This is a genomic window from Pseudoalteromonas rubra (genome assembly GCF_004212645.1).
In the GTDB taxonomy this organism is placed as follows: domain Bacteria; phylum Pseudomonadota; class Gammaproteobacteria; order Enterobacterales; family Alteromonadaceae; genus Pseudoalteromonas; species Pseudoalteromonas rubra_G.
Window position 1 is genome coordinate 1 of sequence record NZ_PPUZ01000025.1, and the last position, 25,442, is coordinate 25,442.

The 25,442-nt window shown below is 49.9% G+C and carries 22 protein-coding genes and 5 tRNA genes; 9 read left to right on the plus strand and 18 right to left on the minus strand.

Annotated elements, in window-relative coordinates; genetic code table 11:
* Positions 1–279: 279 nt before the first annotated feature.
* A tRNA-Phe gene (locus C3B51_RS09770) sits at positions 280–355 on the minus strand.
* A 251-nt stretch (positions 356–606) separates the two neighbouring features.
* Here C3B51_RS09770 and C3B51_RS09775 point away from each other — a divergent pair.
* Positions 607–3,528, plus strand: coding sequence for a hybrid sensor histidine kinase/response regulator (locus tag C3B51_RS09775; protein WP_130244922.1), 2,922 nt, complete (start codon positions 607–609; stop codon positions 3,526–3,528).
* Between the two features lie 42 nt (positions 3,529–3,570).
* Here the strand turns inward: C3B51_RS09775 and C3B51_RS09780 are convergent, their stop codons facing one another.
* The 4 genes from C3B51_RS09780 to C3B51_RS09795 all read right to left on the minus strand — a co-directional run bounded on the left by C3B51_RS09780 (position 3,571) and on the right by C3B51_RS09795 (position 7,074).
* Positions 3,571–3,750, minus strand: a complete 180-nt coding sequence (locus tag C3B51_RS09780; protein ID WP_046005527.1) for a hypothetical protein — start codon at positions 3,748–3,750, stop codon at positions 3,571–3,573.
* A 132-nt stretch (positions 3,751–3,882) separates the two neighbouring features.
* A complete protein-coding gene (locus C3B51_RS09785; RefSeq protein WP_130244923.1) occupies positions 3,883–5,016 on the minus strand; it encodes a sodium ion-translocating decarboxylase subunit beta in 1,134 nt (377 codons plus the stop codon).
* A 10-nt stretch (positions 5,017–5,026) separates the two neighbouring features.
* Complete coding sequence (oadA, locus tag C3B51_RS09790; RefSeq protein ID WP_130244924.1) at positions 5,027–6,799, minus strand: sodium-extruding oxaloacetate decarboxylase subunit alpha; 1,773 nt, start codon at positions 6,797–6,799, stop codon at positions 5,027–5,029.
* Between the two features lie 14 nt (positions 6,800–6,813).
* Complete coding sequence (locus tag C3B51_RS09795; RefSeq protein ID WP_130244925.1) at positions 6,814–7,074, minus strand: OadG family protein; 261 nt, start codon at positions 7,072–7,074, stop codon at positions 6,814–6,816.
* Between the two features lie 407 nt (positions 7,075–7,481).
* On the opposite strand from C3B51_RS09795, the gene C3B51_RS09800 reads away from it, so the two are divergent.
* Positions 7,482–7,979 (plus strand): YcxB family protein, encoded by a 498-nt coding sequence (locus C3B51_RS09800; protein WP_240701881.1) that lies wholly within the window; start codon positions 7,482–7,484, stop codon positions 7,977–7,979.
* Positions 7,980–8,027: 48 nt separating this feature from the next.
* Here the strand turns inward: C3B51_RS09800 and csrA are convergent, their stop codons facing one another.
* The 6 genes from csrA to C3B51_RS09830 all read right to left on the minus strand — a co-directional run bounded on the left by csrA (position 8,028) and on the right by C3B51_RS09830 (position 14,221).
* Positions 8,028–8,219, minus strand: a complete 192-nt coding sequence (csrA, locus tag C3B51_RS09805; RefSeq protein WP_010386837.1) for a carbon storage regulator CsrA — start codon at positions 8,217–8,219, stop codon at positions 8,028–8,030.
* A 90-nt stretch (positions 8,220–8,309) separates the two neighbouring features.
* Positions 8,310–9,530: an aspartate kinase gene (locus C3B51_RS09810; protein WP_130244926.1), complete on the minus strand. Its 1,221-nt coding sequence runs from the start codon at positions 9,528–9,530 to the stop codon at positions 8,310–8,312.
* A gap of 3 nt (positions 9,531–9,533) precedes the next feature.
* Entirely contained in the window at positions 9,534–12,137 is a 2,604-nt protein-coding gene (gene alaS / locus C3B51_RS09815) for an alanine--tRNA ligase (protein WP_130244927.1), read from the minus strand.
* A 38-nt stretch (positions 12,138–12,175) separates the two neighbouring features.
* Complete coding sequence (locus C3B51_RS09820; RefSeq protein ID WP_046005521.1) at positions 12,176–12,643, minus strand: regulatory protein RecX; 468 nt, start codon at positions 12,641–12,643, stop codon at positions 12,176–12,178.
* Entirely contained in the window at positions 12,643–13,437 is a 795-nt protein-coding gene (locus tag C3B51_RS09825) for a BPSS1780 family membrane protein (protein ID WP_125716076.1), read from the minus strand. The genes C3B51_RS09820 and C3B51_RS09825 overlap by 1 nt, the downstream gene beginning before the upstream one ends.
* Before the next feature lie 151 nt (positions 13,438–13,588).
* Complete coding sequence (locus C3B51_RS09830) at positions 13,589–14,221, minus strand: GTP cyclohydrolase II (protein WP_125716075.1); 633 nt, start codon at positions 14,219–14,221, stop codon at positions 13,589–13,591.
* Positions 14,222–14,518: 297 nt separating this feature from the next.
* On the opposite strand from C3B51_RS09830, the gene C3B51_RS09835 reads away from it, so the two are divergent.
* Genes C3B51_RS09835 through C3B51_RS09845 form a run of 3 tightly spaced genes read left to right on the plus strand, consistent with a single transcriptional unit; the run spans position 14,519 to position 17,734 of the window.
* Entirely contained in the window at positions 14,519–15,748 is a 1,230-nt protein-coding gene (locus C3B51_RS09835) for a hypothetical protein (protein ID WP_130244928.1), read from the plus strand.
* The gene (locus tag C3B51_RS09840) at positions 15,748–16,185 is read left to right on the plus strand and encodes a hypothetical protein (RefSeq protein WP_240657323.1); all 438 of its coding nucleotides are present in this window, start codon (positions 15,748–15,750) and stop codon (positions 16,183–16,185) included. The genes C3B51_RS09835 and C3B51_RS09840 overlap by 1 nt, the downstream gene beginning before the upstream one ends.
* A 7-nt stretch (positions 16,186–16,192) precedes the next feature.
* Positions 16,193–17,734, plus strand: coding sequence for a sensor domain-containing diguanylate cyclase (locus C3B51_RS09845; RefSeq protein ID WP_240701882.1), 1,542 nt, complete (start codon positions 16,193–16,195; stop codon positions 17,732–17,734).
* Positions 17,735–17,767: 33 nt separating this feature from the next.
* Here C3B51_RS09845 and C3B51_RS09850 read toward each other — a convergent pair whose 3' ends face one another.
* Positions 17,768–18,274, minus strand: a complete 507-nt coding sequence (locus C3B51_RS09850; RefSeq protein ID WP_125716072.1) for a DUF3087 domain-containing protein — start codon at positions 18,272–18,274, stop codon at positions 17,768–17,770.
* A 168-nt stretch (positions 18,275–18,442) separates the two neighbouring features.
* On the opposite strand from C3B51_RS09850, the gene C3B51_RS09855 reads away from it, so the two are divergent.
* The 3 genes from C3B51_RS09855 (at position 18,443) to C3B51_RS09865 (ending at position 20,309) form a co-directional block, all read left to right on the plus strand.
* Positions 18,443–19,090 carry an energy transducer TonB gene (locus C3B51_RS09855; RefSeq protein WP_125716071.1) on the plus strand — a complete coding sequence of 216 codons (648 nt, stop codon included), beginning with the start codon at positions 18,443–18,445 and terminating at the stop codon, positions 19,088–19,090.
* A 72-nt stretch (positions 19,091–19,162) separates the two neighbouring features.
* A complete protein-coding gene (locus tag C3B51_RS09860; RefSeq protein ID WP_125716070.1) occupies positions 19,163–19,714 on the plus strand; it encodes an RNA polymerase sigma factor in 552 nt (183 codons plus the stop codon).
* The gene (locus C3B51_RS09865; protein WP_125716069.1) at positions 19,707–20,309 is read left to right on the plus strand and encodes a hypothetical protein; all 603 of its coding nucleotides are present in this window, start codon (positions 19,707–19,709) and stop codon (positions 20,307–20,309) included. The genes C3B51_RS09860 and C3B51_RS09865 overlap by 8 nt, the downstream gene beginning before the upstream one ends.
* Positions 20,310–20,344: 35 nt before the next feature.
* Here the strand turns inward: C3B51_RS09865 and C3B51_RS09870 are convergent, their stop codons facing one another.
* Positions 20,345–21,721, minus strand: a complete 1,377-nt coding sequence (locus tag C3B51_RS09870; protein WP_125782346.1) for a Na+/H+ antiporter NhaC family protein — start codon at positions 21,719–21,721, stop codon at positions 20,345–20,347.
* A 230-nt stretch (positions 21,722–21,951) separates the two neighbouring features.
* On the opposite strand from C3B51_RS09870, the gene C3B51_RS09875 reads away from it, so the two are divergent.
* Positions 21,952–22,800, plus strand: coding sequence for a MurR/RpiR family transcriptional regulator (locus C3B51_RS09875; protein WP_125716067.1), 849 nt, complete (start codon positions 21,952–21,954; stop codon positions 22,798–22,800).
* A gap of 7 nt (positions 22,801–22,807) precedes the next feature.
* Here C3B51_RS09875 and C3B51_RS09880 read toward each other — a convergent pair whose 3' ends face one another.
* From C3B51_RS09880 to C3B51_RS09900, 5 genes are all read right to left on the minus strand, one after another.
* On the minus strand, positions 22,808–23,953 hold the full coding sequence (locus tag C3B51_RS09880) for a DUF1343 domain-containing protein (RefSeq protein WP_165389136.1): 1,146 nt from the start codon (positions 23,951–23,953) through the stop codon (positions 22,808–22,810).
* Between the two features lie 888 nt (positions 23,954–24,841).
* Positions 24,842–24,918 (minus strand) — tRNA-Arg (locus C3B51_RS09885).
* Between the two features lie 52 nt (positions 24,919–24,970).
* A tRNA-Arg gene (locus tag C3B51_RS09890) sits at positions 24,971–25,047 on the minus strand.
* Positions 25,048–25,099: 52 nt separating this feature from the next.
* Positions 25,100–25,176, minus strand: a tRNA-Arg gene (locus C3B51_RS09895).
* Positions 25,177–25,316: 140 nt separating this feature from the next.
* Positions 25,317–25,393 (minus strand) — tRNA-Arg (locus C3B51_RS09900).
* Positions 25,394–25,442: the final 49 nt, after the last annotated feature.

Here is a 25,442-nt window from a genome sequence, read left to right on the forward strand (position 1 = left end):
TGAGCTATCTGGGCTAAAACTGGTTATATTGTGCTGCTCTTTCTTCCATGAAGCGGTGGCCTGTCGTCGTCCTGACTCCACCTCAACAAGCTGCGAAGCGCTGCTTCGGTCTTGTTTCGCCCAACTAAGCTATCTGGGCAAAAACTGGTTATATTGTGCTGTATAATTCATCCTGAAGCAGCGTTCCGGCTCGACGTCCTGTCTCGCGTTCGATTAGCTGCGAAGCGTTGCTTCGGTCTAATCTCACCCAACTGATTAAGTCAGGCGCACTTTTAAAAATGGTGCCCAGAGGCGGAATCGAACCACCGACACGAGGATTTTCAATCCTCTGCTCTACCGACTGAGCTATCTGGGCGTGCGGCGTATTAAACGGGTTTTGCCTTGTTAAGTCAACTTTTTTTTTAAACTCTGTGTTCGACTGACCACTATTCCGACAAAACACGGCTAATCGCTTAAATTTCCCTCTGTATTTGGTATTTTAAAGCACTTTATCGCGCCGTTTTATCGCCTGCGTTGGGCAAAAACGGGGAGAATTCGTCCAGCATAGGTGATAGGATTGCATCCAACACAGAAACATAGCACAAAAGTTGGGTTCGGAATCATAAAATGGAAAACTCGTCGCAAACGCAAATAAAGGGCTTCGTGCCACTGTTTATTGTCGTTACCCTCATTATTGCAGCTATTTCTGCTGCCGCTGCTTTTACCTGGCCCGATAAGCACCAGAGTAACACCGACACGTCCCAGCGGCCCGACCTTGTGCTGCTGGCAAAAGACATAGCCACCCCTTTGTCACATTCTATGATGAAGCTGGGCTATAACTATGCCAAACAAATTCTTTCTGCATTCGAAGCCAGCAACCCAGATATAGAACTGTATTTATATAGTGACAGCGGCATCGGCCAGGCCAGCTTGGTGTATCAAACCAATGACCAAAGCATCGCGCCGATAAAACGCCAGGCGAAAGTCGATCAGGGGGGCGAGCTTGTTGTTCACCAGCCCCTGGTGCTGGATGATTTGCCAGTAGGTGAACTCATCTTGAGATATGCGCCTGAAAAACCAGTATCGAATGCAACTCCGGTGACTAGCATCATCCTAGCGGGATGTGCTTTGCTACTGACCATCGCCTTTGGTATTTTCCTCAAACGCCAGATCCTGGGCCGCCTGAGTAAAGACTTGAACGAGCTCAACGAAGAACTTCAGCACCTGTTGGCGCAAAAGTCTTACGATATTCATGTCACAGAAAAACTAAGCTTTGGGCTGTCGAAAACAGCGGTAGGCATTAATCAGTTAATCAATCAGATCCGAGACATCATTCAGGGCAACCAGGCAGCACAAAAAGAGCTAAAACAATTACAAACCAGTCTCGAATCTGAAGTACAGGCCCGTACCCTCGCACTGGAAAAAGCCACTCTGAATGCCGAACGTGCCAGTGAGGCCAAGACCACCTTCCTGGCCACAATGAGCCATGAGATCAGAACCCCAATGAACGGGGTCATAGGCACCATAGATTTGCTGCGCCAAACTGAACTGGACGGCGCACAACATCGCCTGACCACCATTATTCGCGACTCCGCATTCTCATTACTGGGGATACTGGATGACATTCTCGACTTCTCAAAAATTGAAGCGGGTAAACTACAGATGGACAACAGTGTCTTTTCTGTTTCCGAAACTATTGAAGAGGTGGCCCGGGTACTGTCATCCGTGGCCAGAAAACGCAAACTGGATCTGCAACTGGCGATTGCACCGGACATTCCAAACAACCTGGTGGGTGATGCCGTGCGTGTTCGCCAGGTTTTATATAATCTATGCAGCAATGCAATTAAATTCACCACCACCGATGACACAAGACGTGGCTTTGTGAAAATAACAGTGGAAGTTGCGCAAAACACGTCTGAGCACTACACACTGCGCTTTACGGTGACCGATAATGGTAAAGGGATGACACAGGCACAATTGCGAGAGATCTTTAACCCCTTTATTCAGGCCGAAGGGTCAATTACCCGAGAATACGGTGGTACAGGCCTGGGCTTGTCGATCTGCAAGAGCCTGGTTGAACTGATGCTGGGTTCAATTCATGTCAGCTCAGACATAGGCATGGGCAGTGAGTTTGTGGTGGAGCTGCCGTTTAGTGTCAAAGGCCAGATAGCCTACGCCAATAAAGCAGTACTGAACGGGCAAAGAATAGCGGTACTTACCCATGAGCATACACGTCGAAACATAGTAGCCCGTTATCTGTCCTTTATGGGCGCAGACACTGTGGTACTAAAAGACGCTGATGAGCTGAGTGAATATCAGTACGATAGCGATGTCATCTGGGTGCTTGATGGCCTGGACGGCATGGACAAAGTGAACGGTCAGCTGCGAGATTTGCTCTACTCTATTGAACACAATAACCAACAGGTAATTGTACTCAGCACCATGGATGAACCGGCGTTAAATCACGATCGTATTTTCTATCTTAATGCGGCGCCGTTATGTAAGTCGAGCTTTATGACCGCCATTTTGGTCGCAGCAGGCCTGCACCAACCGAAAAAACTCAAGCCATCACGGTCATTGAACAAATACCTGAATGTAGACGACGCCAGAGCGGCCAATAAACTGGTGCTGCTGGTAGAAGACAATGTGCTGAACCAGCAGGTTCTGACCGATCAGTTGCATCTGCTTGGCTACGGTGTGGAAGTTGCCGAGAACGGAGAAGAAGGCCTGGCCCGCTGGCAACAAGCCCACTACCCTATCATTCTTACCGATCTGCACATGCCTAAGATGTCTGGTTACGACATGGTGGCCAAGATCCGTGAAGAAGCCGAGCAGGCAACAGACATCAATGCTCAGCCTTACATCATTGCCATCACCGCCAATGCGCTTAAAGGTGAGCGCGACCGCTGCCTGGCAGCCGGCATGAATGACTACATCACTAAACCGGTTGAGCTGAATGTACTTGAAGCAACCTTAGAAACCTGGCAACAATCGGCTGGTAAGCCTGCCCAAGTCCAAACAGAAAACAAATCAACGTCAGTACCGAGCACTGCCCAGGAATCACAAGCGCCAGCTAAACCGGTTGCAGCAGACAACGAACACCAAGCCCCGGCAGAAACCGCTGAACCAGTAGATGACTCGAGTGATGCACAGCCAGTGGCAGAGCAAGCGCCCGAGCCACAACAAGCAGCTCCCGAAGAGCCCATCGATCTCGCGCAGCTGGATAAATATGTCAATCATGATGCAAACAAGCGACTGCGCTTTTTCCGCATGTATCTGGAGCAAAGCAGTGAGTTGGCCCGGGATATCAACGGCGCCGTGATCTCTATGAGCCAGGAAGAAATCGTCGAGGCCTGCCATCAGCTCAAATCTATTTCAAAGACCATAGGTGCGCATCGGGTTGCTGATTTAGCGGCTGAGTTTGAGCAACGCTGTAAAGGCGAGGAGTTGAACAGTGACGACCTGATCCATTTACGTGACACTCTGGAAACACACTACCAGCAAGCCACTGAGTTTATTCAACGCTATTTGCAGTCACAAGTTGAGTAACAGCGATGCGCTCAGTAGCACAGTGCTGCTGAGCGCATCGGGCTAGCCCTGCACCATATCGTAAATCAGGCGGATCACAATAGACACCATCACCAGCGGCAAAATATATTTACCGTACTTCTGCATCTTATCCAGTCCCATACGACTTTGATATTTCTCAAGCAGTGGGATCAAGATCAGCAAAGCGACGACCAGGCTGCCTAAAATTATCAGAACATTCATAACTACGCGCTCCTTATGTTGATGGCGATACCATGCCACAGCTGTACCTGCTTTGCCAAGCGTTGGGTCAGTTCACATAAGGAAAGAAGAAAAAAGCGCGAAGCAGTACTTCGCGCAACAGGTTGGAGAGTGCTAACCGACTAGCGCAAGCAAGATACCCGCAGCAACGGCACTGCCCAGTACCCCCGCCACATTAGGTCCCATTGCATGCATCAATAAGAAGTTATGAGGATTGCTTTCCAGGCCGACCTTATTCACCACCCGGGCAGCCATTGGCACAGCCGACACCCCGGCCGCACCGACAAGTGGATTAATGGGGCTGTCGCCGGCAAAACGGTTCATCATTTTGGCCATATATACCCCCGATGCTGTGCCAATGCTAAAGGCCACGGCTCCCAGCACCAGGATCCCGATTGTCTCTACCGTCAGGAACTGATCTGCGGCCAGCTTAGAGCCGACTGCCAGACCAAGGAAAATGGTCGTTATATTGATGATTTCGTTTTGAGCTGAATTACTCAGGCGATCAACCACCCCCGACTCCTTCATCAGGTTGCCCAGACAGAACATCCCAACCAGTGGCGTTGCCGCCGGCAAGAATAATAAAGTCAGTGTCAGCACACCCAATGGGAACAGGATCTTTTCCTGCTTTGAGACCGCTCTTAACTGAGGCATAGCAATATTTCGCTCTTCCTCTGTGGTCAGTAAGCGCATAATGGGCGGCTGAATGATAGGCACCAGCGCCATGTAGGAATATGCAGCCACAGCAATGGCACCCAACAACTCCGGCGACAGGCGTGAAGCCAGGAATATGGCCGTCGGGCCATCGGCCCCCCCAATAATCGCAATTGCCGACGCATCTTGCAGGGTAAATTCAAAGCCAGGCACATAATTCAGCAAAATAGCCCCAAACAGGGTCGCAAAAATACCAAACTGAGCAGCGGCGCCCAGCAACAACATTCTGGGGTTCGCGATCAGCGCACTGAAGTCCGTCAGCGCACCAACGCCCATAAAGATCAGTAGCGGAAATACCCCACTGTCGATGCCAATGTAATACACGTAATACAGCAGGCCACCGGGATCGGCCAGACCCGCAACCGGAATATTAGTCAGGATGGCACCAAAGCCAATTGGCACCAGTAACAAGGGCTCAAACCCTTTTGCAATTGCCAGATAAAGTAAGCCACAACCAACCGCTATCATGGCCAGCGCGGGAAAGGTCAGGTTGGCCAGCCCCGTCGCTGACCACAGGTTCACAAGTCCATCCATTGCATGCCTCCTATGCCAGCTCGACGATGGCGTCGCCAGCCGATACAGAGTCACCTTCATTGACCAGGATATCGGCAATTTTACCGCTGTGCGTCGCGCGCACTTCGGTTTCCATCTTCATTGCCTCCATGATCAACACCAAATCGCCTTGCTCTACCACATCGCCACGTCGGGCATGGAGTTTGAAAATATTACCGGCCAGTGGCGCGTTGAGCGTTTCACCACTGCTCACTGAGGCCGATTGTGGCATCAGCTCGCTGTCCTTTACTGCCACTTCCTGTAACTCTCCGCCCGGTGCAACCACCACATTGTAAACCTTGCCATCGACCTGAACACTGTAGCGCTCTTGTGATGCTTTAGACTGTGCCGGTTTTGGTGCAGCTGAGTTATTCTGTACCAGCTCAGGTTTCGGCTCAAATGCCGCCGGGTTATCCCGGTTTTGTATAAATTTCAGACCTATCTGTGGGAACAGGGCATAAGTAAGCACGTCATCAACCACCGCATCACTGAGGTTCAGTGACAGGCTCTTGGCTTTATCAAGTAAGTCGGACTCAAGCTGCGCCAGCTCTGGTTCGATTAAGTCTGCCGGACGACAGGTGATAGCTTCTGCTCCATCGAGCACCCGCTGTTGCAGCGCGGCATCAACCGCTGCCGGTGTTTTCCCGTATTCACCTTTAAGCACGCCCGCGGTTTCTTTGGTGATGGTTTTATAGCGCTCCCCGGTCAGCACATTCAGTACAGCCTGGGTCCCGACTATCTGCGAGGTAGGCGTCACCAGAGGCAGGTAACCCAAGTCCTGACGGACCGATGGGATCTCCTTAAGCACTTCATCCAGACGGTCCCCGGCACCTTGCTCTTTGAGCTGATTTTCCATATTGGTCAGCATACCACCTGGCACCTGGGCAGACAGAATACGGCCATCCACGCCCTTAAGGCTGCCCTCAAAGGCCGCGTACTTTTTACGGACATCACGGAAATAAGCCGCGATTTCTTCAAGCTGCAATAAGTCCAGTCCGGTATCTCTTTCAGTGCCCTCTACAATCGACACCAAAGTCTCTGTGGCACTGTGGCCATAGGTCATACTCATCGAAGAAATCGCGGTATCCAGCATATCAATGCCCGCATCTACCGCTTTTTGGTAAGTGGCAGTGCTCAGACCTGTGGTGGCATGACATTGCATTGCAATGGGCACAGACACAGTGTTTTTCAGCTCCCGGATCAATACTTCAGCGTCATAAGGTTTGAGCAACCCGGCCATGTCTTTAATACAAATTGAATGACAGCCCATTTGTTCCAGCTGCTTCGCCTGCGCCAGCCACATCTCCAGCGTGTGTACCGGGCTGACCGTATAAGAGATGGTGCCCTGGGCATGTGCGCCCACTTTAATGGCAGCGCGAATCGCAGTTTCCAGATTACGTACATCATTCATGGCATCAAAAATACGGAAGACATCCACCCCGTTATGATGAGCACGCTCAACGAATTTTTCGACAACATCATCCGCATAGTGCCGGTATCCCAACAGGTTTTGACCCCTTAACAGCATCTGTTGCTTGGTATTTGGCATGGCTTCTTTGAGGGCACGGATCCGATACCAGGGATCTTCACCAAGATAACGAATACATGCATCAAAAGTGGCACCTCCCCAGGATTCCACTGACCAGTAGCCTATCTGATCGAGCTTTTCAGCGATTGGCAACATATCCTCAAGGCGCATACGCGTGGCCAGTAGCGACTGATGTGCATCGCGCAGTACCAATTCTGTTAGTTTGAGCTGTGACATAAATGACCCCTTGATTATTTTTCTGATGGGAAGTGCTGGTTACGGTATTGCGAAATCGCGGCACTGATAGCCGCCAGGTGTTCTGCGGGTACTTGCTCAGCGCCGGCAGGCTTTGACTTGGCTGCCTGTGACCTTGGTTGCACCGGCTCATCCGGGGCGGCGAATTTGGATAGCCCCTTCACTGCGATGATCAAAATAGACAAGAATACAAACACCCCGACCATGCCGGTAAGCATTAAGTTGGCGGCCTGAGCCAGTAAGGCGGTTATGTCCATCTTTGCTCTCCCCTTGTTGTTAACATTTTTTTGCGTGGCATCATGCAGATACAATAGATAGCCACAATTTATAGATAATTATGCAATCATCATAACAAAACCGCCTGCTTTGTAAACCAAGCTGTAAATTGGTATTACCAATAACAAATTACACACAATTTCAACCTGTTACGATAATCCAAATGAAAATTTAATGAAAACAGGGGAATAAATATGAAAAATAGTCAAGATGCCCGACAAAAATAAGCAGATGGCATAAAAATTATTCACCCACCACCTTACCCTGAACAGAAACATATAATTGGTATGACCAAGACATCTATTTTGTAAAATGTTAACAGCGCTATACAAGACCAATCCGCAGTTTACGTAAAGTCGCTCATGTGGAAGATTTCGGGGTATAATGGTTGGATGAAATAACTGGAGTTGTGTTTGTGTTTCACTGCGAGTTTACGCTGGATAAAGATTACTTTCGCGAATGTTTTGATCAGTCATTGCCTTACAGCAATGTCAGCAAACCTAAGTATGCCCTGGTCGCATTTTTGTTCGTCCTGGGCTGTGTTGCCATCTATGGCTTGGATAATGCTTACTTAGGTAACTTTTTAATTTTATTGGCTGTTTTAGAGTGTATCGCACACTATTACCGACGCCCCTGGTGGGTGGCAAGGCAAATGGTCACCCGTGCCAGTGGCAGCAAAATAACACTGGACATTAATGAACAGGGCGTCACGGCCACTAACCCGTATAAGTCTTATCAGATCCCCTGGTCAGAGGTGAATGAAATAGCAGAAACCGAGCTGGGCGTGGTGCTGGTGCGCGCAGGTACAAACCAGTACATTTCTAAAAAAGCCCTGTCCGACGAGGCCTTGCAATATATTTTGAGCAAAAAAAATAGCCACGACTGAGTGGCTACTTTTTCGAATTCTACCGGGCTGTGCGCCGGGAATTGTAGATTACATATTGCCCGTAGTCGGGTTAGACTTTTCAGCCTGAATACGCATGTAGATCTCTTCACGGTGTACAGAAACATCTTTAGGGGCGTTAACGCCAATACGAACTTGATTTCCTTTAACACCTAATACGGTTACAGTTACTTCATCACCTATCATTAGAGTTTCGCCTACACGGCGAGTTAGAATTAGCATTCTCTTGCTCCTGTTATTCCAAAATTTAAAAGATTCCGCGTCTTGGTCATTTTAATGAAAAGTTTCCGTAAAAGTAAGCAAAATAATTGCTTATTCGTCACTTTCCAGTTTAAAAGCGTCATGCAGAGCACGTACTGCCAACTCAAGGTATCGCTCATCGATTAATACTGAAATCTTTATTTCCGAGGTTGCAACTAACAAAGGTGAAATATTCTCTGCTGCCAGCGCCGAAAAAAATGTACCGGCGTTCGCAGAGTGCGACTTTAATCCCACCCCTACCGCTGAGACTTTTGCAACGGCTGTATTACTCTCGATTTCAACTGCCCCAAACGTCTGCTGATGCGTCTTGAGCACATCCAGCGCCTGCAGATGATCATTGCTATGCACAGTTAAAGCATAGTCTATTTTGCCAGTCTGTTGATTCATTTGACTGATCATGTCGACTTCTATCGCATATTCACCTAACAGCGACAGGATCGAAGCCAGCGTTGCGGGGCCGTCAGGCGCCTGTCTGATAGTCAGTAAGCACTCGTCCTTTTGGTGGGCAATCCCCGACACCACTTTATTCTTCATGGGGTTTTCCTCGTAGGTAATCAAGGTCCCGGCATCCGGTTTGAAGGTGGATAAAACACGCAGTGGTAAGGTGTAGCGTCCTGCTGCCTCTACTGAGCGGATCTGCAAGACCTTGGCGCCTAAGCTCGCAAGCTCGAGCATTTCTTCAAAGGTAACCTGTGCCATACGGCGGGCTTTGGGTTCAATCCGGGGATCGCAGGTATACACACCATCCACATCCGTGTAGATCTGGCATTCATCAGCCCCCAGCGCAGCGGCTATCTCCACGGCACTGGTATCCGTCCCGCCCCGACCTAAGGTGGTAATATTACCTTCCAGATCACGGCCCTGAAAGCCCGCAATAATGCTGATATGATGCTGCTGCAGCTCTTGTTGTAAGCGTCCCGTATCTATCTGGGCAATGCGGGCACGACCGAACATATTGTCGGTCACTATGCCCACCTGATCGGCCAATAAACTGATGGCGGAGTGACCGCGCTTGATGATGGCCATGGCCAGCAAAGCAATAGATACCTGCTCACCGGTACTCAGCAGCACATCCAGTTCTCTGGGGCTGGGCTGAGCGTCTATCTGTTTGGCCAGCTCAACCAGGCGATTGGTTTCACCAGACATCGCAGACAGCACCACCACCACCTGGTGGCCAGCCTGCCGGGTTTTGACCACCAAATCGGCGACCGCTTCGATGCGGTCAATTGACCCCACCGAAGTGCCACCAAACTTTTGAACAATAAGGGCCACGTGTTACTGAGTTTTCTCAGCCAGCCACGCTGAAACACTGGCCAGTGCCGCATCCAGGTTTTGTGGTTCAGAACCGCCTGCCTGCGCCATATCCGGACGACCACCGCCCTTGCCGCCTACCTGTGCAGCCATATGATTAACCAGCTCACCCGCTTTCACACGGCCGACCAAGTCTTTGGTCACACCCGCGATCAGGCTGACTTTGTCACCATTGGCCACGCCCAGCGCGATAACGCCTGAACCCATCTTGTTCTTCAGGTCATCAACCATGCCACGCAGCGCTTTCGACTCGGTACCTGCCACATTCGCAACCAACACTTTAATGCCGTTGATGTCTGTCGCCGACTCCAATAGTGACGCACCCGCAGCGCTGGCCAGCTTGTCGTTCAGCTGAGACACCTGCTTTTCAAGACCCTTGGCTTTTTCAATCAGTGCCGCAACTTTATCCAGCGCGCTGCTGTTATCACCTTTAACCAGTGCCGCTATCTCAGCCAGGGTTTGCTCCTGATTGGCCACATAGTTAATGGCTTCAGCACCGGTTACCGCTTCAATACGGCGCACGCCCGCTGCAATACCGCCTTCAGAGACAATCTTGAACAAGCCAATGTCACCGGCGCGAGACACGTGTGTACCACCACACAGCTCGATAGAGTAATCGCCAATCGAGACTACGCGCACTTCGTCGTCGTATTTTTCGCCAAACAGTGCCATGGCACCTTTTTCTTTGGCCGCATCTATGTCCATTAACTCAGTATTGAGTGCGGAGTTGGTGCGGATCTGGGCATTCACGGTATCTTCAATCTCACGCAGCTGGGCTTTGCTCACCCCTTCGAAGTGAGAAAAGTCAAAGCGCAGCTTGTCTGCCATGACCAGAGAGCCTTTCTGAGCAACATGCTCGCCCAGCGCCTGGCGCAATGCTTCGTGTAGAATGTGTGTTGCTGTATGGTTTTTCTTGATGTCTTCACGGCGCGCTGCATCTACCTGAGCATCCGCTTTGTCATTCACACCAATACGGCCTGTAACCTGACCGTGATGCGCAATGGCATTACCCAGCTTTTGCGTATCTGTGACAACAAACTCACCCGCCGCAACTTTCAGGCTACCGGTATCGCCAACCTGACCACCTGATTCGGCATAAAACGGCGTGCGATCCAGTACCACAATACCCGTTTCACCGTCTTCAAGTACTGAAACAGACTGACCTTCTTTGAACAACTCCACCACAGTACCGGTATAGTGAGTGGCATCATAGCCCTTAAAGTCTGACGATTTCTCAGATTTCAGCTGCTCGTTGTAGTCGGCACCAAACTTGCCGGCCTGCTGAGCCATTTTACGCTGAGTTTCCATGCAGTCTTTAAAGCCACGCTCATCGATAGTCATAAAGCGCTCACGCGCCACATCCGCGGTCAAATCCGCCGGGAACCCATAGGTATCATAGAGCTTAAACACCACATCACCCGGGATCACATCGCCTTCTAATGAGGCCAGGTGCTCTTCAAGGATAGCCAGACCACGGTCCAGCGTTTTGCCAAACTGCTCTTCTTCGATACGCAGGACTTTTTCAATGATCGCACCTTGTTTAACCAGCTCAGGATATGCGTCACCCATTTGCTCGCTCAGGGCACTGACCAGCTGATAGAAGAATGCGCCTTTGGCACCTAACTTGTTGCCGTGACGCACTGCACGACGAATGATACGACGCAGTACATAACCGCGCCCTTCGTTGGATGGCATCACCCCATCGGCAATCAAAAAGGCACAAGAACGAATGTGGTCCGCGATAACACGCAGTGATTTGTCTTCAAGGTCCTGCGCACCGGTTACTTTAGCCGCAGCAGCAATCAATGCCTGGAATAAGTCAATCTCGTAGTTAGAGTGCACGCCCTGCATAATCGCAGAAATACGCTCAAGACCCATACCGGTATCAACCGACTGTTTAGGCAGTGGTTCCATCGTGCCGTCGGCGTGACGGTTATACTGCATAAAGACCAGGTTCCAGATCTCTATAAAACGGTCACCGTCTTCTTCCGGTGAGCCCGGAGGTCCGCCCCAGATCTCTTCGCCGTGGTCGTAGAAAATTTCCGAGCAAGGGCCACACGGGCCTGTGTCACCCATTGACCAGAAGTTATCCGAGGTTGCGATACGGATGATTTTATCTTCCGGCACACCAATGTCTTTTGCCCAGATATCATAAGCTTCCTGGTCGTCGTGATAGACAGTGACCAACAACTTTTCTTTAGGCAGGTTGATTTCTTTAGTCAGAAACTCCCAGGCAAAACGAATGGCATCTTTTTTAAAGTAATCGCCAAAGCTGAAGTTACCCAGCATTTCGAAAAAGGTGTGGTGACGCGCAGTGTAACCTACATTTTCCAGGTCATTGTGTTTACCGCCGGCACGCACACAGCGCTGTGAGCTGGTCGCGCGGTTGTAAGGACGTTTCTCACCGCCCAGAAACACGTCTTTAAACTGCACCATCCCGGCATTGGTAAATAGCAACGTGGCGTCATTACCCGGGATCAGTGAACTTGAAGGCACCACCTGGTGTTGTTGTTTGGCAAAGTAGTCTAGAAAGCTCTGCCTTATCTGTGCGGTCGTCATCTGCTGCATGTGCTCATTACCCTTTTTTGCTGCTGTAGTGACAGGCATTACTCACCCTGTGAGTATGCCTCGATAGCATAATCTATTTCGTCATAACGGAATCCACGCGACATCATGTAGCGAATTCGTTTTGACTTCTCTTTATAATCCAATTGATTTGTCGAACGGCTGTATTTCTTTTCGTAGGCACGCAAGGCCACGCTAAACCAGTCGACTTCTTGTTCTTCTATTAAGTGCTGTAAATATGATTTATCGACACCTTTGCGTTGCGCGTCCATCATAACACGTTTTTCGCCAAGCCCCTTGGCCACTTGCTGGGACAAAAAACTCGCGCAATAGCGCTTATCATCCAGATAGCCAAGCGATTCTAGCCAGTCAAGCAAACGCGTAATGTATGCCTCTTCGCCATCTTTTGCGCGTAACTTCTGAGCCAGTAACTGACGAGAATACTCCTGTCTGGACAATAACCAAAGGGCGTAGTTCTTCAGCTTTTTTTCAATATCTTGTTGATCCATCAAGCGTCAAACCGACCACTTTGCTGCTGTTGCTGTGGTGGAGTATTATCATTTGATGCCGGCGGCTCGGACGCTGACACAATAGCCTGAAATGACACAAAAAAACCGATGTACGCAATGGGCATCACCACAAGCAGCGGTACCAGCGACATAGGGATAGACAGCAGCATCAGCAATGCCACTAAAGACCCAAATACCGTCAGCGGGGCCATATTGTGATAAAACACCATTAACGATTGCTTCATCGCATGAATAATACGCGCTTCATCGCGGAAAAACACCAAGGGGAGCGCATAAGCAAAGGCCATCATCGCCAGCGATTGAATAACAACAAAAATAGCGATGTCCGCCAAGGTAATTTGCGTAATCACCTGTGCCAGCACCTGCGTTTCATCGCTCTGCTCGGTGACGTTTTGCAACACTTCCAGTGCCGGGCCAAACAGTACTCCCAACAATGCACTCAGTAACAGGGCCACACCCATTTGGTACAAGCCAAAGCGAAACAGGTTCAGTCGTCGGCCTTTAGTGGAAAAAGGCGCTAAAATATCGGCTAGCGTAATGGCCTGACCTTGCTGTTTTTTTACCACTGCCAGATAAAAACCCGCAGTCAGAAAGGGCGATGCCAGCACAGCTACCAGCTGCAACGGCGGAAAGACAAAAGGCACCAGGCTCACAACAACCATGAGCAGGTACATCATTACGAAGGTAAAAGGCTGAGACTTGAAAATAATCCACCCGGCTTTAAGCCATTGCAAGCCAAACCCTGCGGTAAATGTTTTAAATTCTGTTGGCATATTCATCAATTCATTGTGAAACGGAGCGATTATACTGGGTCACAGGAGGACTTAAAAGGTCAGATGGGGGAATTTTCAACTCATTACCTGCAACATGTGAGTTGATACTGGCCAATCGTGAAGCGCGATTGACCAGCACATAGCAACCGGCCTAGATTTCGTCCGGCTTCTTAATTTTCTTAATGTCTAACATGTGTGAGCCATGCTTTACCTTGGTTTCAAGGTAATTACGATTCCCGGCCACCCCAACTTTAACATGGGCATGTGTCCCGACCACTTCCTCAACCTGAATGCCAGCATCTCTCAGTGCATTCAGCTTGCGAGGGTTATTAGTCATCAGGCGCACATGATCCAGACCCAGTGCCTGTAGCATCAGTACAGCATCCGAAAAATCGCGCAAATCGTCGTCAAACCCCAGGTGGTTATTCGCCTCGTAGGTATTCATACCTTGCGACTGCAGCACATAGGCATCAATTTTGTTATACAGGCCAATTCCCCGGCCTTCCTGGCGCAAATATAACAGGACACCACCTTGGAGGTGCATGGCTTCGATGCTCTCATTAAGCTGCTCACCACAGTCACACCGCGATGAGTGAAATACATCACCCGTTAAACACTCAGAATGCATTCTGATCAAAGGCACCGATTGTTCGCTATCGGCACGATTAAACACCAGGGCAACATGCTCCTGGCCATCCTGCAACCCTTCAAATGAGACGATTTCCGCGGGGATATGACTACGCTGCCCAACATTCAGCTCAACTCTTGCTCTTACTTGTGCCACGACTACAAAATACCTAATTGCAAAAATGTGATAATATCACAAAAAATACTGTAACTGACTATATGGTGACAAAGTTGCTCAGTTACAAGTCCTCAGACTAAATACTGGCAAATACACCGAACACCGCTAGGATAGTAATACCAGCTTGCATTAATAAAGCAGCGATCCGAGCGGTTAATACCGACGGGATTCTTCACCGCAGGATTAATAGCTTAATTAAGCGCTCTGGTATAAGAACTGCCCGGTGCCACTCGCACTCATGCATTTTCTACTGAAATAATATCTTAATGGTAACTGATGCGCTCGACATTTGTGATGTTTTTATCTCTGCTCTGGTGGCTGAGCTTAGCTGTACAAGCAGGTGAGTTAAAAGTAGACGGCTTTGCTACTTTGGATATTAACATCAGTAACTCTCAAACCGCCGGGGTCCGACATGTGATCTCTCAGCCCGATGTCAGCTATCTGGGGGAGCCCAGTTTTGCTAACTCCTCCATTGGTTTGCAACTCGACTGGCAATCATCGTCACAACTACAGTGGGTGGCGCAGGCCGTGCTTAAAGAGCGCAAGGAATACAAGCTGGATTACCTCATTCAAATGGCCTTTGCACGGTATACACTGACGCCCAACTGGCAATTTCGTGCAGGGCGCACCGGCCTTGATCTGTATATGATGACGGAGTACCGGGATATTGGCTTTGCGTTTAACTATGGCCACCCGCCAACGGAGTTTTACGCCGTGGTACCGCATCAAAACCTCGATGGCTTTGATGTTACTTATACCTATCCGTTTGCGCAAAGCGTGCTGAATTACAAGGTTTTTGCCGGGCGCTCAAATGCACCAATAGTCAGCGACGACGACTTTTTCTGGGACGTGGAGTTAGAGTCAATTTATGGCATGAGCCTGTCATTACAAAGCCAAAACTGGTTGATCCGCAGCAACTACACCACCACCAAAGCCGGTAATACCAATGAGCAACAGGGCCAACTACTCAGTGCTTTACAACCCATACCCGATAGTATCTGGCCGACACGCCAGGCATTGATAGAGTCTTTGCAGATAAAAGGCAAGCGGTTTAATTACTTTACCGTGGCCGCCATGTATGACGACAGCCAATGGATACTACAAGGCGAGCTTGCCTACATCGACTCTCACTCTGAGGTGCTAAACCATTTAAAAGCGGGTTATATGAGCGTCGGCACACACTGGGAAGATGACACCTGGCTACTCACCTTCAGCGCGGCAAAATCTAACAATCGTGTTGATCCGGGGCCATTGCTGAGCACACCACAACTTGATGCTCTCTACCAAGGGGTGATCCGTCACACCAATTTCTACCTGATAGATCAACATACCTGGTCGTTAAGCTGGCGGCAGGACCTGACCTCCACTTTGGCAGTTAAAGTCCAGCTGGATCATACCCAAGCCAATCATCTGCCGTCGGCTTTTTATCTTCACAAAGACTTGTCTTCACCCAAGCTTGATAAGTACTTTCAGTCACTTGGCCTGAGTCTGAATTGGGTGTTCTGATGCGAATTCAGGTTTTTTGCTGCATCATCTTAAAACTGCTGCTGTTCACCACCTGCGCGGCCAATGCCACGGCCCCCCTGGTGGTGATTGTTCACCGTGACAACCCAAATCAGCAGCTATCCCAACATCAGCTCGTCGATCTCTACATGGGCAAATACACCGCCTTCCCCGATGGCACCCTGGCCAAAGTGCTCGACTATGAGCAGGGACATTCATTACGTACTCTTTTTCTGACCACTCTGACGGGCCGCCCTATCAGCCAGATCAATGCTTACTGGTCGCAGGTAAAATTTAGTGGTAAGGCCTCTTTTCCGCAAGCGTATCAATCAATCGACGCTATACTTGAGGAAGTTGCATCGACCCCAGATGCTATTGGTTATGTGCCCGCAACAGCGGTTACTGAGGACGTCAAAGTGGTGTATCGTTTTGTTCAATAAACACAGTTTGATCACACGGCTAACCCTTTTACTGAGTCTGACGACACTGCTATTCAGTGTGATCTACGCAAAACTATATTATCGGCATGTATTTGAAGAAGAGCTGGCGCGTGCTAACGGCACCGTAATGCAGATAGGCAAAACCGTCTCTTCCACAGCCTCGATTGCCGCGTACCTCGAAGACAAAGATTTGGCAACAGAAGTTGTCAATGGGCTGATCAGTAACGATATAATTCTGTCGGCCGCGCTGGTTAGCAAAGATACCCTGCTGGCCAAGAGTATTTTGCACAGCGGACCAGGCAGCATCCAGATAAAACTGGTTAACCCGTTTTTCCTGTCCGAAAACATCGGCATGATACACATCGCGCCCAACACACTCATCATAGAACAAAATGCCCGCAGTATTGCCCTGGGTGGCGTTAAAACCATGCTGGTCGTGATCCTGCCCATCATCATACTGCTCTCTACCCTGGTGTACTGGCAAGTCACCCGACCGCTCAATCAGCTCGGCAGGTCGCTTGCAAAAATACTGCCGGGCAGTGCCCAGCGCTTGAAGATAGACAAACATGCCAGTCATAATGAAATTGGCCGAATTGAGCTGGGGATCAACGCCTTACTGGATAAAGCCGAAGCCTTATTTGAGCAAGAGCGCAGTCTCAGAGCCGAAGTCGTCGAGCTGGAAAAACGCTTTCGACTGATGTTTGAACAGTCCTCTTCACCTACCCTGCTAGTGAAAGACGAAGGGGATATTTTACTGATCAATGACGCCGCTAAAGATCTGCTCGTGGGCATGGGCATTGATGTCGATGAGCGCTTTCCCGAGAACCTCGGGCTGTACTGTAAAACCCCGGATATTCTCTATACCTTCACCGAGAACAGCATAAAGCAAAAGCAGGTGATGCAGTCTGAGTTTGAATTCATTAACCCGCTGACGCAATCTACAGTGTGGCTGAGTATTATCGTGCTCAATACCCTCAGTGACGGACAATGGTATTTTCAGGTGTTTCTTGCCGATATTACCCTGCGCAAAACCATGCTGAACCAGCTTAACAAGCGAGCCCAAAGAGACAGTCTGACGGGGCTCTACAACCGTTATGGCGCTGAGCTTATGTTACTCGACTGGATAGACAATCAGTGCACATTTAGCTTGCTGCTAATCGACCTGGACAAGTTCAAACCTATCAATGATGTCTATGGTCATAACGCAGGAGACGCACTGCTTAAGCACATTGCCAATCAGCTATCTGTGACAATGGACACCACCGACCTGGTGTGTCGCTGGGGAGGAGACGAGTTTTTAGTCGCCCGACTGGACATCACACAGCAAGAGCTAACTCGCCTTGCACAGACGTTGCTGGAAGCGATTAACCAACCTATGCCATTTGAGCACCGTGAGGGGCAAACCGAGCTGGCGGTGGGTGCCAGTATTGGTATTGCCCACTTCCCTCAGCATGCTGAAAATCTCAAAGGCCTGGTTGAGTGCGCCGACGTTGCTATGTACAGCATCAAAAAGACCTCCCGAAATAGCTTTACCTTTTACTCAGAGTGACAGATCCGAGGTAATACCTTGTCCGGTGATATCTCAGAACTTATCCAACAATGAGGCATCATAACGGGTGATATCCAGCGTCACCTGATACTGCTTGGTCAGCGCATCCAGCTCGGCCTGCCAAATGCCCAGCTCTTCCATGGTGAGGGTATTGTCATCAAGCTGCCACAGCTGGCGTGAGCCACTGTAACTAAATTGCATGGCAAGCATGGCGTCCACATCGCCCTGTTGTGCAGCCTTTTTAACCTTGGCCATCTTGCGAGTGACCTTGTTCAGCGCCTGCTTGAGTTGCCAGACATAGTTAACTTCATACATAAACGGATGATACTGCACCCGCTTAAGCACGGCTGCTATCATCACACACGTCAGCACCACGCCTGTCAGGTTCCAGTGGAAGTGGCTGCCATCCGGATCCGGAAATGCCACAATTAACACCCGGGCGATACCCAGACTGCCAATCACCAGCGCTGCAATACAGGCCGCGATCACTATGTTCAGGTGTTTTCTGTAACGCGTTTTATCTATCTCCAACAGTTGCATCTTGTCTCCCACTTACTGCAATGCACAGACGCCTCTTGGGTCCTATTACAACCCGATAGCGACAGTTATTTTGCGCATTTTAACGTAACCAGGAAAAAAAACGCCAACTACTTCACCCCTTTTTGACCTCACCCCCGTTTTACTGATAAATCATCAAGGAGCATGCCTATGAACGGTCAATTTTTAGCACAGCAGTCCCCTCGTCCTTTTCAAACTCTGAACAAGGTTTTACTGTCGTTTCTGGGTGCCTGTGGCGTCACCTTTGCAGCTTTTGCTTTTATGCAGCACCTGATCAGTCAGGATCTGGCGTTTGAGCAAGACACTGTCGCATATACGCCAATCTTTCTGCCCGACGTAAAACAAGATAGTCCGGTCGAAACCAAGCGCCCACTGCCACCACCGCCTAAACCTGCACCTAAAGCGCCGCCTAAGCCGACGCTGAATGCAGAAGTGCCCACATTGGCATTCAACGGGCTGGGTGGTGCACCCGTTGTCGAGACTGGCCCGATACAAATGGGCTCATCCATGCAACCCACGGATATGCAGGCTACGCCCATTGTGAGAGTCGAGCCGCGCTACCCAAGCATAGCTGCACGTGATGGCACCGAAGGCTGGGTAGAGCTGCACTTTACGATTTCAGAAACAGGAGAAGTGGTCGATGCCCGGGTCGCAAACGCCGAGCCCAAGCGAGTGTTCAACCGTGAGGCACTTAAGGCGCTGAAACGCTGGAAATATCGCCCGCAAGTGGTCGATGGTCAGCCTCAGGCGCAAAGCGGACAAAAAGTCGTGCTGGAGTTCAAGCTCAACCAGAATTAAGATGAAGGATATGCGCTTGGGTGAAAACCCAGGTGCATGCGGGCACATACCAATAAAAACAAGGAACTGCCTATGCTACTTACATTAAAAAACTGGCTGTCGGCAATCGAAACTGAGCCTGCCGATCCTTTATATGAGTTTAAACTGAGTGGAGAAAATAAGTACCTGGAATTGGCCATAGATAAGTACAATCATGACTTATATCACTTTTTACTGACTCAGAGTGACAGTGAGCTGGCCAAAGATGTCTGTCAGAAAACCTGGCTCACTGTGGTTGAGAAGCGTCAGGCTTATCATACCAGCCAGGCGCCCAAGGCTTTCCTGTTTAAGCTGGCGCGAAATGCTCTGATTGATGAGTTGCGCAAACAACAGCGGCTGTCCTACACGGACTCTTTAGAGCAGCATTTGCCAGCCTCGGAGCCTGGTATTGCGTCGCACCAGCCCTTGTATAACGCGATTTTATCCTTACCGCTGCTACAAAGAGAAGCAATTAGCCTGCAACTCGAAGGGTTCTCCTTGCAGCAAATTGCCAGTATCACGGATACACCTCAGGAAACCATAAAAACCCGACTACGCTACGCCCGGGCTGCACTGAAAAATGTATTAGGAGAAAATAATGAGTGACAAACCGCAAGCAGAACAGCTTAGGCAGGCCTATCAGCAAGCAAAGCAACAGCATAAGCCCTCCGCACAGCAACAGCGTCAGCTCAAGCAAGCTTGTCGCGCTGCCAATGCTGCCGTCAGGCAAGTCAGCTGGTGGCAACGAGGTCAGTGGATTTTAGCGTGCGGCGCACTCCTTGTGCTGGCCACGGTGATGTTCACGCAGGAACACTCTCAGCACGCGACAGTGCCTGTGTATGCGCTGAGCTATGACGACTATGAGCAAGTTGAAACCCACAGTGTTGAACAGGGTCATTATGTTACACATATTCGGGAGCAAAAGCAGGCGCTTGATAAGCAATTTAGCCAGCAGCAAAAGCGGCTCAGCGAACAGCGTTTTTATGGCCGGCTGGTTCACAGCGATCAGGACACCTGGTTTGTTGCCGACTGCCAAAGCAAAACGTTACTTGAAATCAAGCACTCAGTGCTCGATGCATTGCAGAACGAGCCTGCTTTATCAGATCTGGCTCCTGGTCAGATGCTCGCACTGGACAAAAACACCGACGGCCACTTAACCACCATCTCAGCGGTTCCACACACCGTGTACGCCTGCCCATAATGTCGCCAGCCTGACAGGCTGGCGAGCAATCTGGTTTAAATCATCACCACGCTGGCAACGAAGAAGCTGAGCAATGCCAGCGCACCGCCCACCATCGCATAAGGCAGCTGGGTTTTTACGTGCTCCAGCAGATCACACCCTGATGCCAGAGCGGACACTGCGCTGGTGTCCGAAATTGGGGAGCAGTGATCGCCAAAGATGCCGCCACTGAGGATCGCACCCACGACCAGCGATGGGGGCAGTCCTAAGGTCTGGATCAATGGCACCCCAATGGGGATCAGAATCGCAAACGTGCCCCAGGATGTCCCTGTGGTAAAAGACATCACGGCGCCCGTTAAGAACAGCACGGGTACAATAAAGTAAACAGGTAAGTAATCACCCACTAACGATGCGACAAACACACCAGTACCCAGCTCTTTTAAACTCGCGCCCAGCGTCAGTGACAGCAACACAATGCTCACCAGAGGCAATAGCTCCCCCATCCCTTTAAAACCTACATCAACCAGTTGTTGATGGGTAAAATGACGGGCTTTAAGCAACAGTAAGTAGGCGACCGCCGTTGCCAGTACCGTGGCATACAACACGGACTTTGAGCCACTTCCCTGGGCCAGCTCTCCACCACCAGTCCACAACATAAAGCCCAGCATACTGATAATAAGCGTTGCCAGTGGTACGAGCATAAATCGAGCTTTGCTCGCTGCCGGGCCTTTGTCTATCTCCTGATCTCGTTTTGTCAGCGCTTGCTCAGCGACTTTCATCGGGCCATGCACTTTGTCAAAAACAATGGTGTAAAACACAATCAGCAAGGCGATGATGGCATAAAAATTAAAGGCCACGCTGCCCCACAAAATACTGACTGCCGACTGCTCTAACTCATAGTTACTCAGCAGGCCCAACACATAGGCGCCCCAACCGTTGAGCAAAATCAGAATACACACGGGTGCACTGGTACTGTCTATGATATAGGCAAGGCGCGCGCGGCTCATTTTGAACTTGTCAAACAAACCCCGAGATACGATCCCCGACGTCAGCACACTCATGTTTGACTCAATAAATACCGCCATGCCGGTGAACATAGTTAACAGACCAACCTGGCGCTTACTTTTTGCGACGCCAATATTCAGCAGCTTATTTACCGTCGCGCCGACCCCACCAGACTCCCTGATGTAAGCCAGCAACGCGCCAATCACGATACTAAACAGCAGGATCCGGCTGTTTCCCGGAGAAGTAGCCACACTGACAATGCGCTCAATGCTATTAATAAAGGTGGCAAATAACGCATTGCCATCACCGTTCAGCGCGAGCAGAAATTCTGACGAGATCAGCGCCAGGATCAGCGCCACAATGACCTCTTTGCGCCAGAACACCACAGCAATGGCTATCAAAGGCGGTAAAATCGAATACCAGGACATAGGTTCCCTATTACTAATTATTAGATCAAGCTGTAAACCCGTTAGCTTAATTAGTTGCGTGGAAAAAACCAAGCTTTTCGCGGCTGAATTTACAAACGCAACAAAAAGAACTTTTTTAGGTACCAACCAGATTAAAAAGCGCAATAATATATCTTTCTGATCTATTACATTGCCATCATTGAACCTATAATATGGACATCTCTGTTAGTACAGGTTACCAAGTGAAGCGCATGTCTACTTTTATTAAAATAAAGGCATTAAGGCCAACTCTCTCACAAAGTGAGGCAAAACTCGCCGACTTTACCCTTAGTTCGGGGACCCAGATACGTACTTTGTCGTCCATTGAGCTGGCCAAAGCGGCCGGGGTGAGTCAATCGAGTGTCGTAAAATTCGCACAAAAGTTAGGATACCGGGGCTTTCCGGCATTTAAACTTGCTGTTGTAGATGCGCTGAATGAGCAAGCAAGTGATCAGGCCGCGCCCTCTGCGCAGTTTGAACAAAGCGACTCTTTGGCGGATATCAGTGAAAAGCTCATCGCCAATCAGCACAAAACGCTCAGTGCAACGCAAAAACTCAACAGCAGTGCTGAGTTTGAACGCACTGTACAAGCCTTAAAAGCGGCACGCAAAGTCCTGATCTGCGCGAAAGGTGCATCCTGGTCAGTGGCACAGGATTTTGCCTTTAAGCTGCAAAAGGTCGGCATATCAGCCGTTTGCCACAGTGACGAATACAGTGCTGCCAGCTATATCGCCTCTATGGGCAAAGAAGATTTACTGATTGTGATCAGTAATTCAGGCCAAACCAAAGCGTTACTGAAACTGGCCGAGCAGGCAAAACACAATGAGTGCCGCCTGTTTGCCATCAGTCGTTATGGCGACTCCAGGCTCAGTGACATTGCCGATCATATGTTGTTTACTGTGCAAGAAGTGGAGCCTGTGGATCACAGCGCCATACTGGCCCGGGCGTCGCAATGTTATCTTATCGATACCTTGTTTGTTGCGCTGGCGCAGTCAAATTTGCACTGGCAGCGACGGGTTGAGCGCGCTAATGATAATATGCGCGCGGTCTTTCACGACTGAGCCAATATCACTCGCGTGCGTAAAGCAGGTAAGGCAGGCGGCGTGTCTTAAACGCCTGCACTTCCTGCTGCCAGATGGCTTCAATCTGGTGTGCTTTCAGACCTTGTGCCAGTGCCAGACGGATCACATCCGTGCCCGCCAGTTTATCAAAGAAGCTCGGTGAATTGATCAGCGTATTTCCCTGTTGCGCAAACGCACTATATGCCTGCACCAGCCAGTCTAACGACAGTCCTCGCTGCCCGGAATAACGCAGGTCTTCACCATAGACCGTTTTACCCTTTAGCTTAGGGTGCATGGCTGCACCGGGTATTGAGCGCGGTGAAAAAGCAAACGTGCCAAGCCGGACCTGATCATGACCAAATACCTGGAACGGAAAGTCACTCCCTCGCCCAACAGACACCTGTGTCGCCTCAAATAAACATAACGAAGGGTACAAATAGATGGCGCGTTGATTCGGCAGGTTAGGGCTCGGCGCTATGGGGAGTTCATAGTCATCCTGCGCACTGTAACTGGCTACAGGTATCACCGTCAGGTCCAATTGCCCGGGACTTCTTAACCACCCCTCACCGACACTCATCAGCGCTAGCTCGCCCAGCGTCATGCCGTGCAAGACAGGCACAGGCAGCATACCTACAAAGGAGCGAAATCGGGGGTCGAGTACCGGGCCATCGACGTAAGCAATATTCGGGTTCGGCCGATCCAGCACCAAGTAACTGACCCCACTTTGCTGGGCGGCTTCCATGGTCAGAAACAGAGTGCTGAGGTAGGTGTAAAATCGTACCCCCACATCCTGGATATCGAACACCAGCATGTCTATGTCGGTAAGCTGATCAGGTTTAGGCTTTTTATTAGTGCCGTACAAGGAGACAATGGGTACGCCCGTTTTTGCGTCTTTGCCATCATTAATGTAAACACCCGCTCCTTTGTTCCCCCGGAATCCATGTTCGGGGGCAAAGATCCGGGTCACATTCACCTGGTTATCTACCAGGTAATCCAACAGGTGCTGATCACCTACCCGCGCACTCTGATTCACCACCAAACCCACGCGTTTGCCTTCCAGCATTGGCAGGTACTGGTCACCACGCTCGGCAGCAACCTCAATTGCCCGCGTTTGAAATGAGCAAAGCAACACACTGATGGTGATCATCAGCATCAGAAAAGCATGGGTAGTCTGGCGCACAAATGTCCTTAGGGGAAAGCAAACGGTATCGAGATTGTGCGGTGCGATGGCTCACCTTTGCAACTATTTACGACGGAAGAAATCGTGCAAGGCGTGAGACCCACACCGAATTACAGGCACAAAAAAACCGACTCTCGTCGGCTAATTGCTCACTTTTCCAGAATCCAAGAAGAAGTGGCGGACCGGGACGTGCTTTATGGAGAGTGAACCTCCGACTTCCTGAATCCGATTCTTTTTATTTAACCACTTGAAGGAAGTGGCGGACGCGGGACGTCTTTTGTGGAGAGTGAACCTCCGACCGCCTGGTGCGTAGCCTGGTACTCTATCCAGTTGAAGTAACTCACACCAAATTTCAGATACAAAAAAACCGACTTTCGTCGGTTGATTGCTCACTTCTTTAAGAAGTGGCGGACGCGGGACGTCTTTTGTGGAGAGTGAACCTCCAGGCACCTGATGCGTAGCCTGGTACTCTATCCGGCTGAAGTAACTCACACCAAATTTCAGATACAAAAAACCGACTCTCGTCGGTTGATTGCTCACTTCTTTAAGAAGTGGCGGACGCGGGACGTCTTTTGTGGAGAGTGAACCTCCGACTGCCTGGTTCGTAGCCAGGTGCGCTATCCAGCTGAAGCAGCTCACACCAAATTGTAGACACAAAAAAACCGACTCTCGTCGGTTGATTGCTCACTTCCTGAAGTGGAAGTGGCGGACGCGGGACGTCTTTTGTGGAGAGTGAACCTCCGACCGCCTGGTTCGTAGCCGGGTACTCTATCTAGCTGAGAAAACAGTCTCAAATTTCAGACACAAAAAAACCGACTTTCGTCGGCTAATTGCTCACTTCTTCAATAATTTGGTAAGAAGTGGCGGACGCGGGAGGATTCGAACCTCCGACCGCCTGGTTCGTAGCCAGGTACTCTATCCAGCTGAGCTACGCGTCCGTTTCTTAAGTTTATACTCTTCAGCACTTCATATTTAACCACTTGAAGAAAGTGGCGGACGCGGGAGGATTCGAACCTCCGACCGCCTGGTTCGTAGCCAGGTACTCTATCCAGCTGAGCTACGCGTCCGTTTCTTAAGTTTACACTCTTCAGTACTTCATGTTTAACCACTTGAAGAAAGTGGCGGACGCGGGAGGATTCGAACCTCCGACCGCCTGGTTCGTAGCCAGGTACTCTATCCAGCTGAGCTACGCGTCCGTATTATCATGTTTAACACTTGATATGTGCTTCTTTTTGTTTAACCACTTAAGAGAAGTGCTGGACCGGGACGTACTTTATGGAGAGTGAACCTCCGACTTCCTGATTCCGATTCTTTTTATTTAACCACTTAAGAGAAGTGGCGGACGCGGGAGGATTCGAACCTCCGACCGCCTGGTTCGTAGCCAGGTACTCTATCCAGCTGAGCTACGCGTCCGTTTTACTACAAAGACACCATTTTAATAAATGGCGGAGAAGGAGGGATT

Bases quoted from the DNA above. Each gene is read 5' to 3' on its own strand.
- C3B51_RS09835 (WP_130244928.1), top strand. From the start codon at position 14,519: ATGCGCTCGACATTTGTGATGTTTTTATCTCTGCTCTGGTGGCTGAGC.
- oadA (WP_130244924.1), bottom strand. From the start codon at position 6,799: ATGTCACAGCTCAAACTAACAGAATTGGTACTGCGCGATGCACATCAG.
- C3B51_RS09850 (WP_125716072.1), bottom strand. From the start codon at position 18,274: ATGCAACTGTTGGAGATAGATAAAACGCGTTACAGAAAACACCTGAAC.
- alaS (WP_130244927.1), bottom strand. From the start codon at position 12,137: ATGCAGCAGATGACGACCGCACAGATAAGGCAGAGCTTTCTAGACTAC.
- C3B51_RS09780 (WP_046005527.1), bottom strand. From the start codon at position 3,750: ATGAATGTTCTGATAATTTTAGGCAGCCTGGTCGTCGCTTTGCTGATC.
- C3B51_RS09840 (WP_240657323.1), top strand. From the start codon at position 15,748: ATGCGAATTCAGGTTTTTTGCTGCATCATCTTAAAACTGCTGCTGTTC.
- C3B51_RS09875 (WP_125716067.1), top strand. From the start codon at position 21,952: ATGTCTACTTTTATTAAAATAAAGGCATTAAGGCCAACTCTCTCACAA.
- C3B51_RS09855 (WP_125716071.1), top strand. From the start codon at position 18,443: ATGAACGGTCAATTTTTAGCACAGCAGTCCCCTCGTCCTTTTCAAACT.
- C3B51_RS09820 (WP_046005521.1), bottom strand. From the start codon at position 12,643: ATGGATCAACAAGATATTGAAAAAAAGCTGAAGAACTACGCCCTTTGG.
- C3B51_RS09865 (WP_125716069.1), top strand. From the start codon at position 19,707: ATGAGTGACAAACCGCAAGCAGAACAGCTTAGGCAGGCCTATCAGCAA.
- C3B51_RS09870 (WP_125782346.1), bottom strand. From the start codon at position 21,721: ATGTCCTGGTATTCGATTTTACCGCCTTTGATAGCCATTGCTGTGGTG.
- C3B51_RS09775 (WP_130244922.1), top strand. From the start codon at position 607: ATGGAAAACTCGTCGCAAACGCAAATAAAGGGCTTCGTGCCACTGTTT.
- C3B51_RS09880 (WP_165389136.1), bottom strand. From the start codon at position 23,953: ATGCTGATGATCACCATCAGTGTGTTGCTTTGCTCATTTCAAACGCGG.
- C3B51_RS09860 (WP_125716070.1), top strand. From the start codon at position 19,163: ATGCTACTTACATTAAAAAACTGGCTGTCGGCAATCGAAACTGAGCCT.
- C3B51_RS09795 (WP_130244925.1), bottom strand. From the start codon at position 7,074: ATGGACATAACCGCCTTACTGGCTCAGGCCGCCAACTTAATGCTTACC.
- C3B51_RS09785 (WP_130244923.1), bottom strand. From the start codon at position 5,016: ATGGATGGACTTGTGAACCTGTGGTCAGCGACGGGGCTGGCCAACCTG.
- C3B51_RS09825 (WP_125716076.1), bottom strand. From the start codon at position 13,437: ATGCCAACAGAATTTAAAACATTTACCGCAGGGTTTGGCTTGCAATGG.
- csrA (WP_010386837.1), bottom strand. From the start codon at position 8,219: ATGCTAATTCTAACTCGCCGTGTAGGCGAAACTCTAATGATAGGTGAT.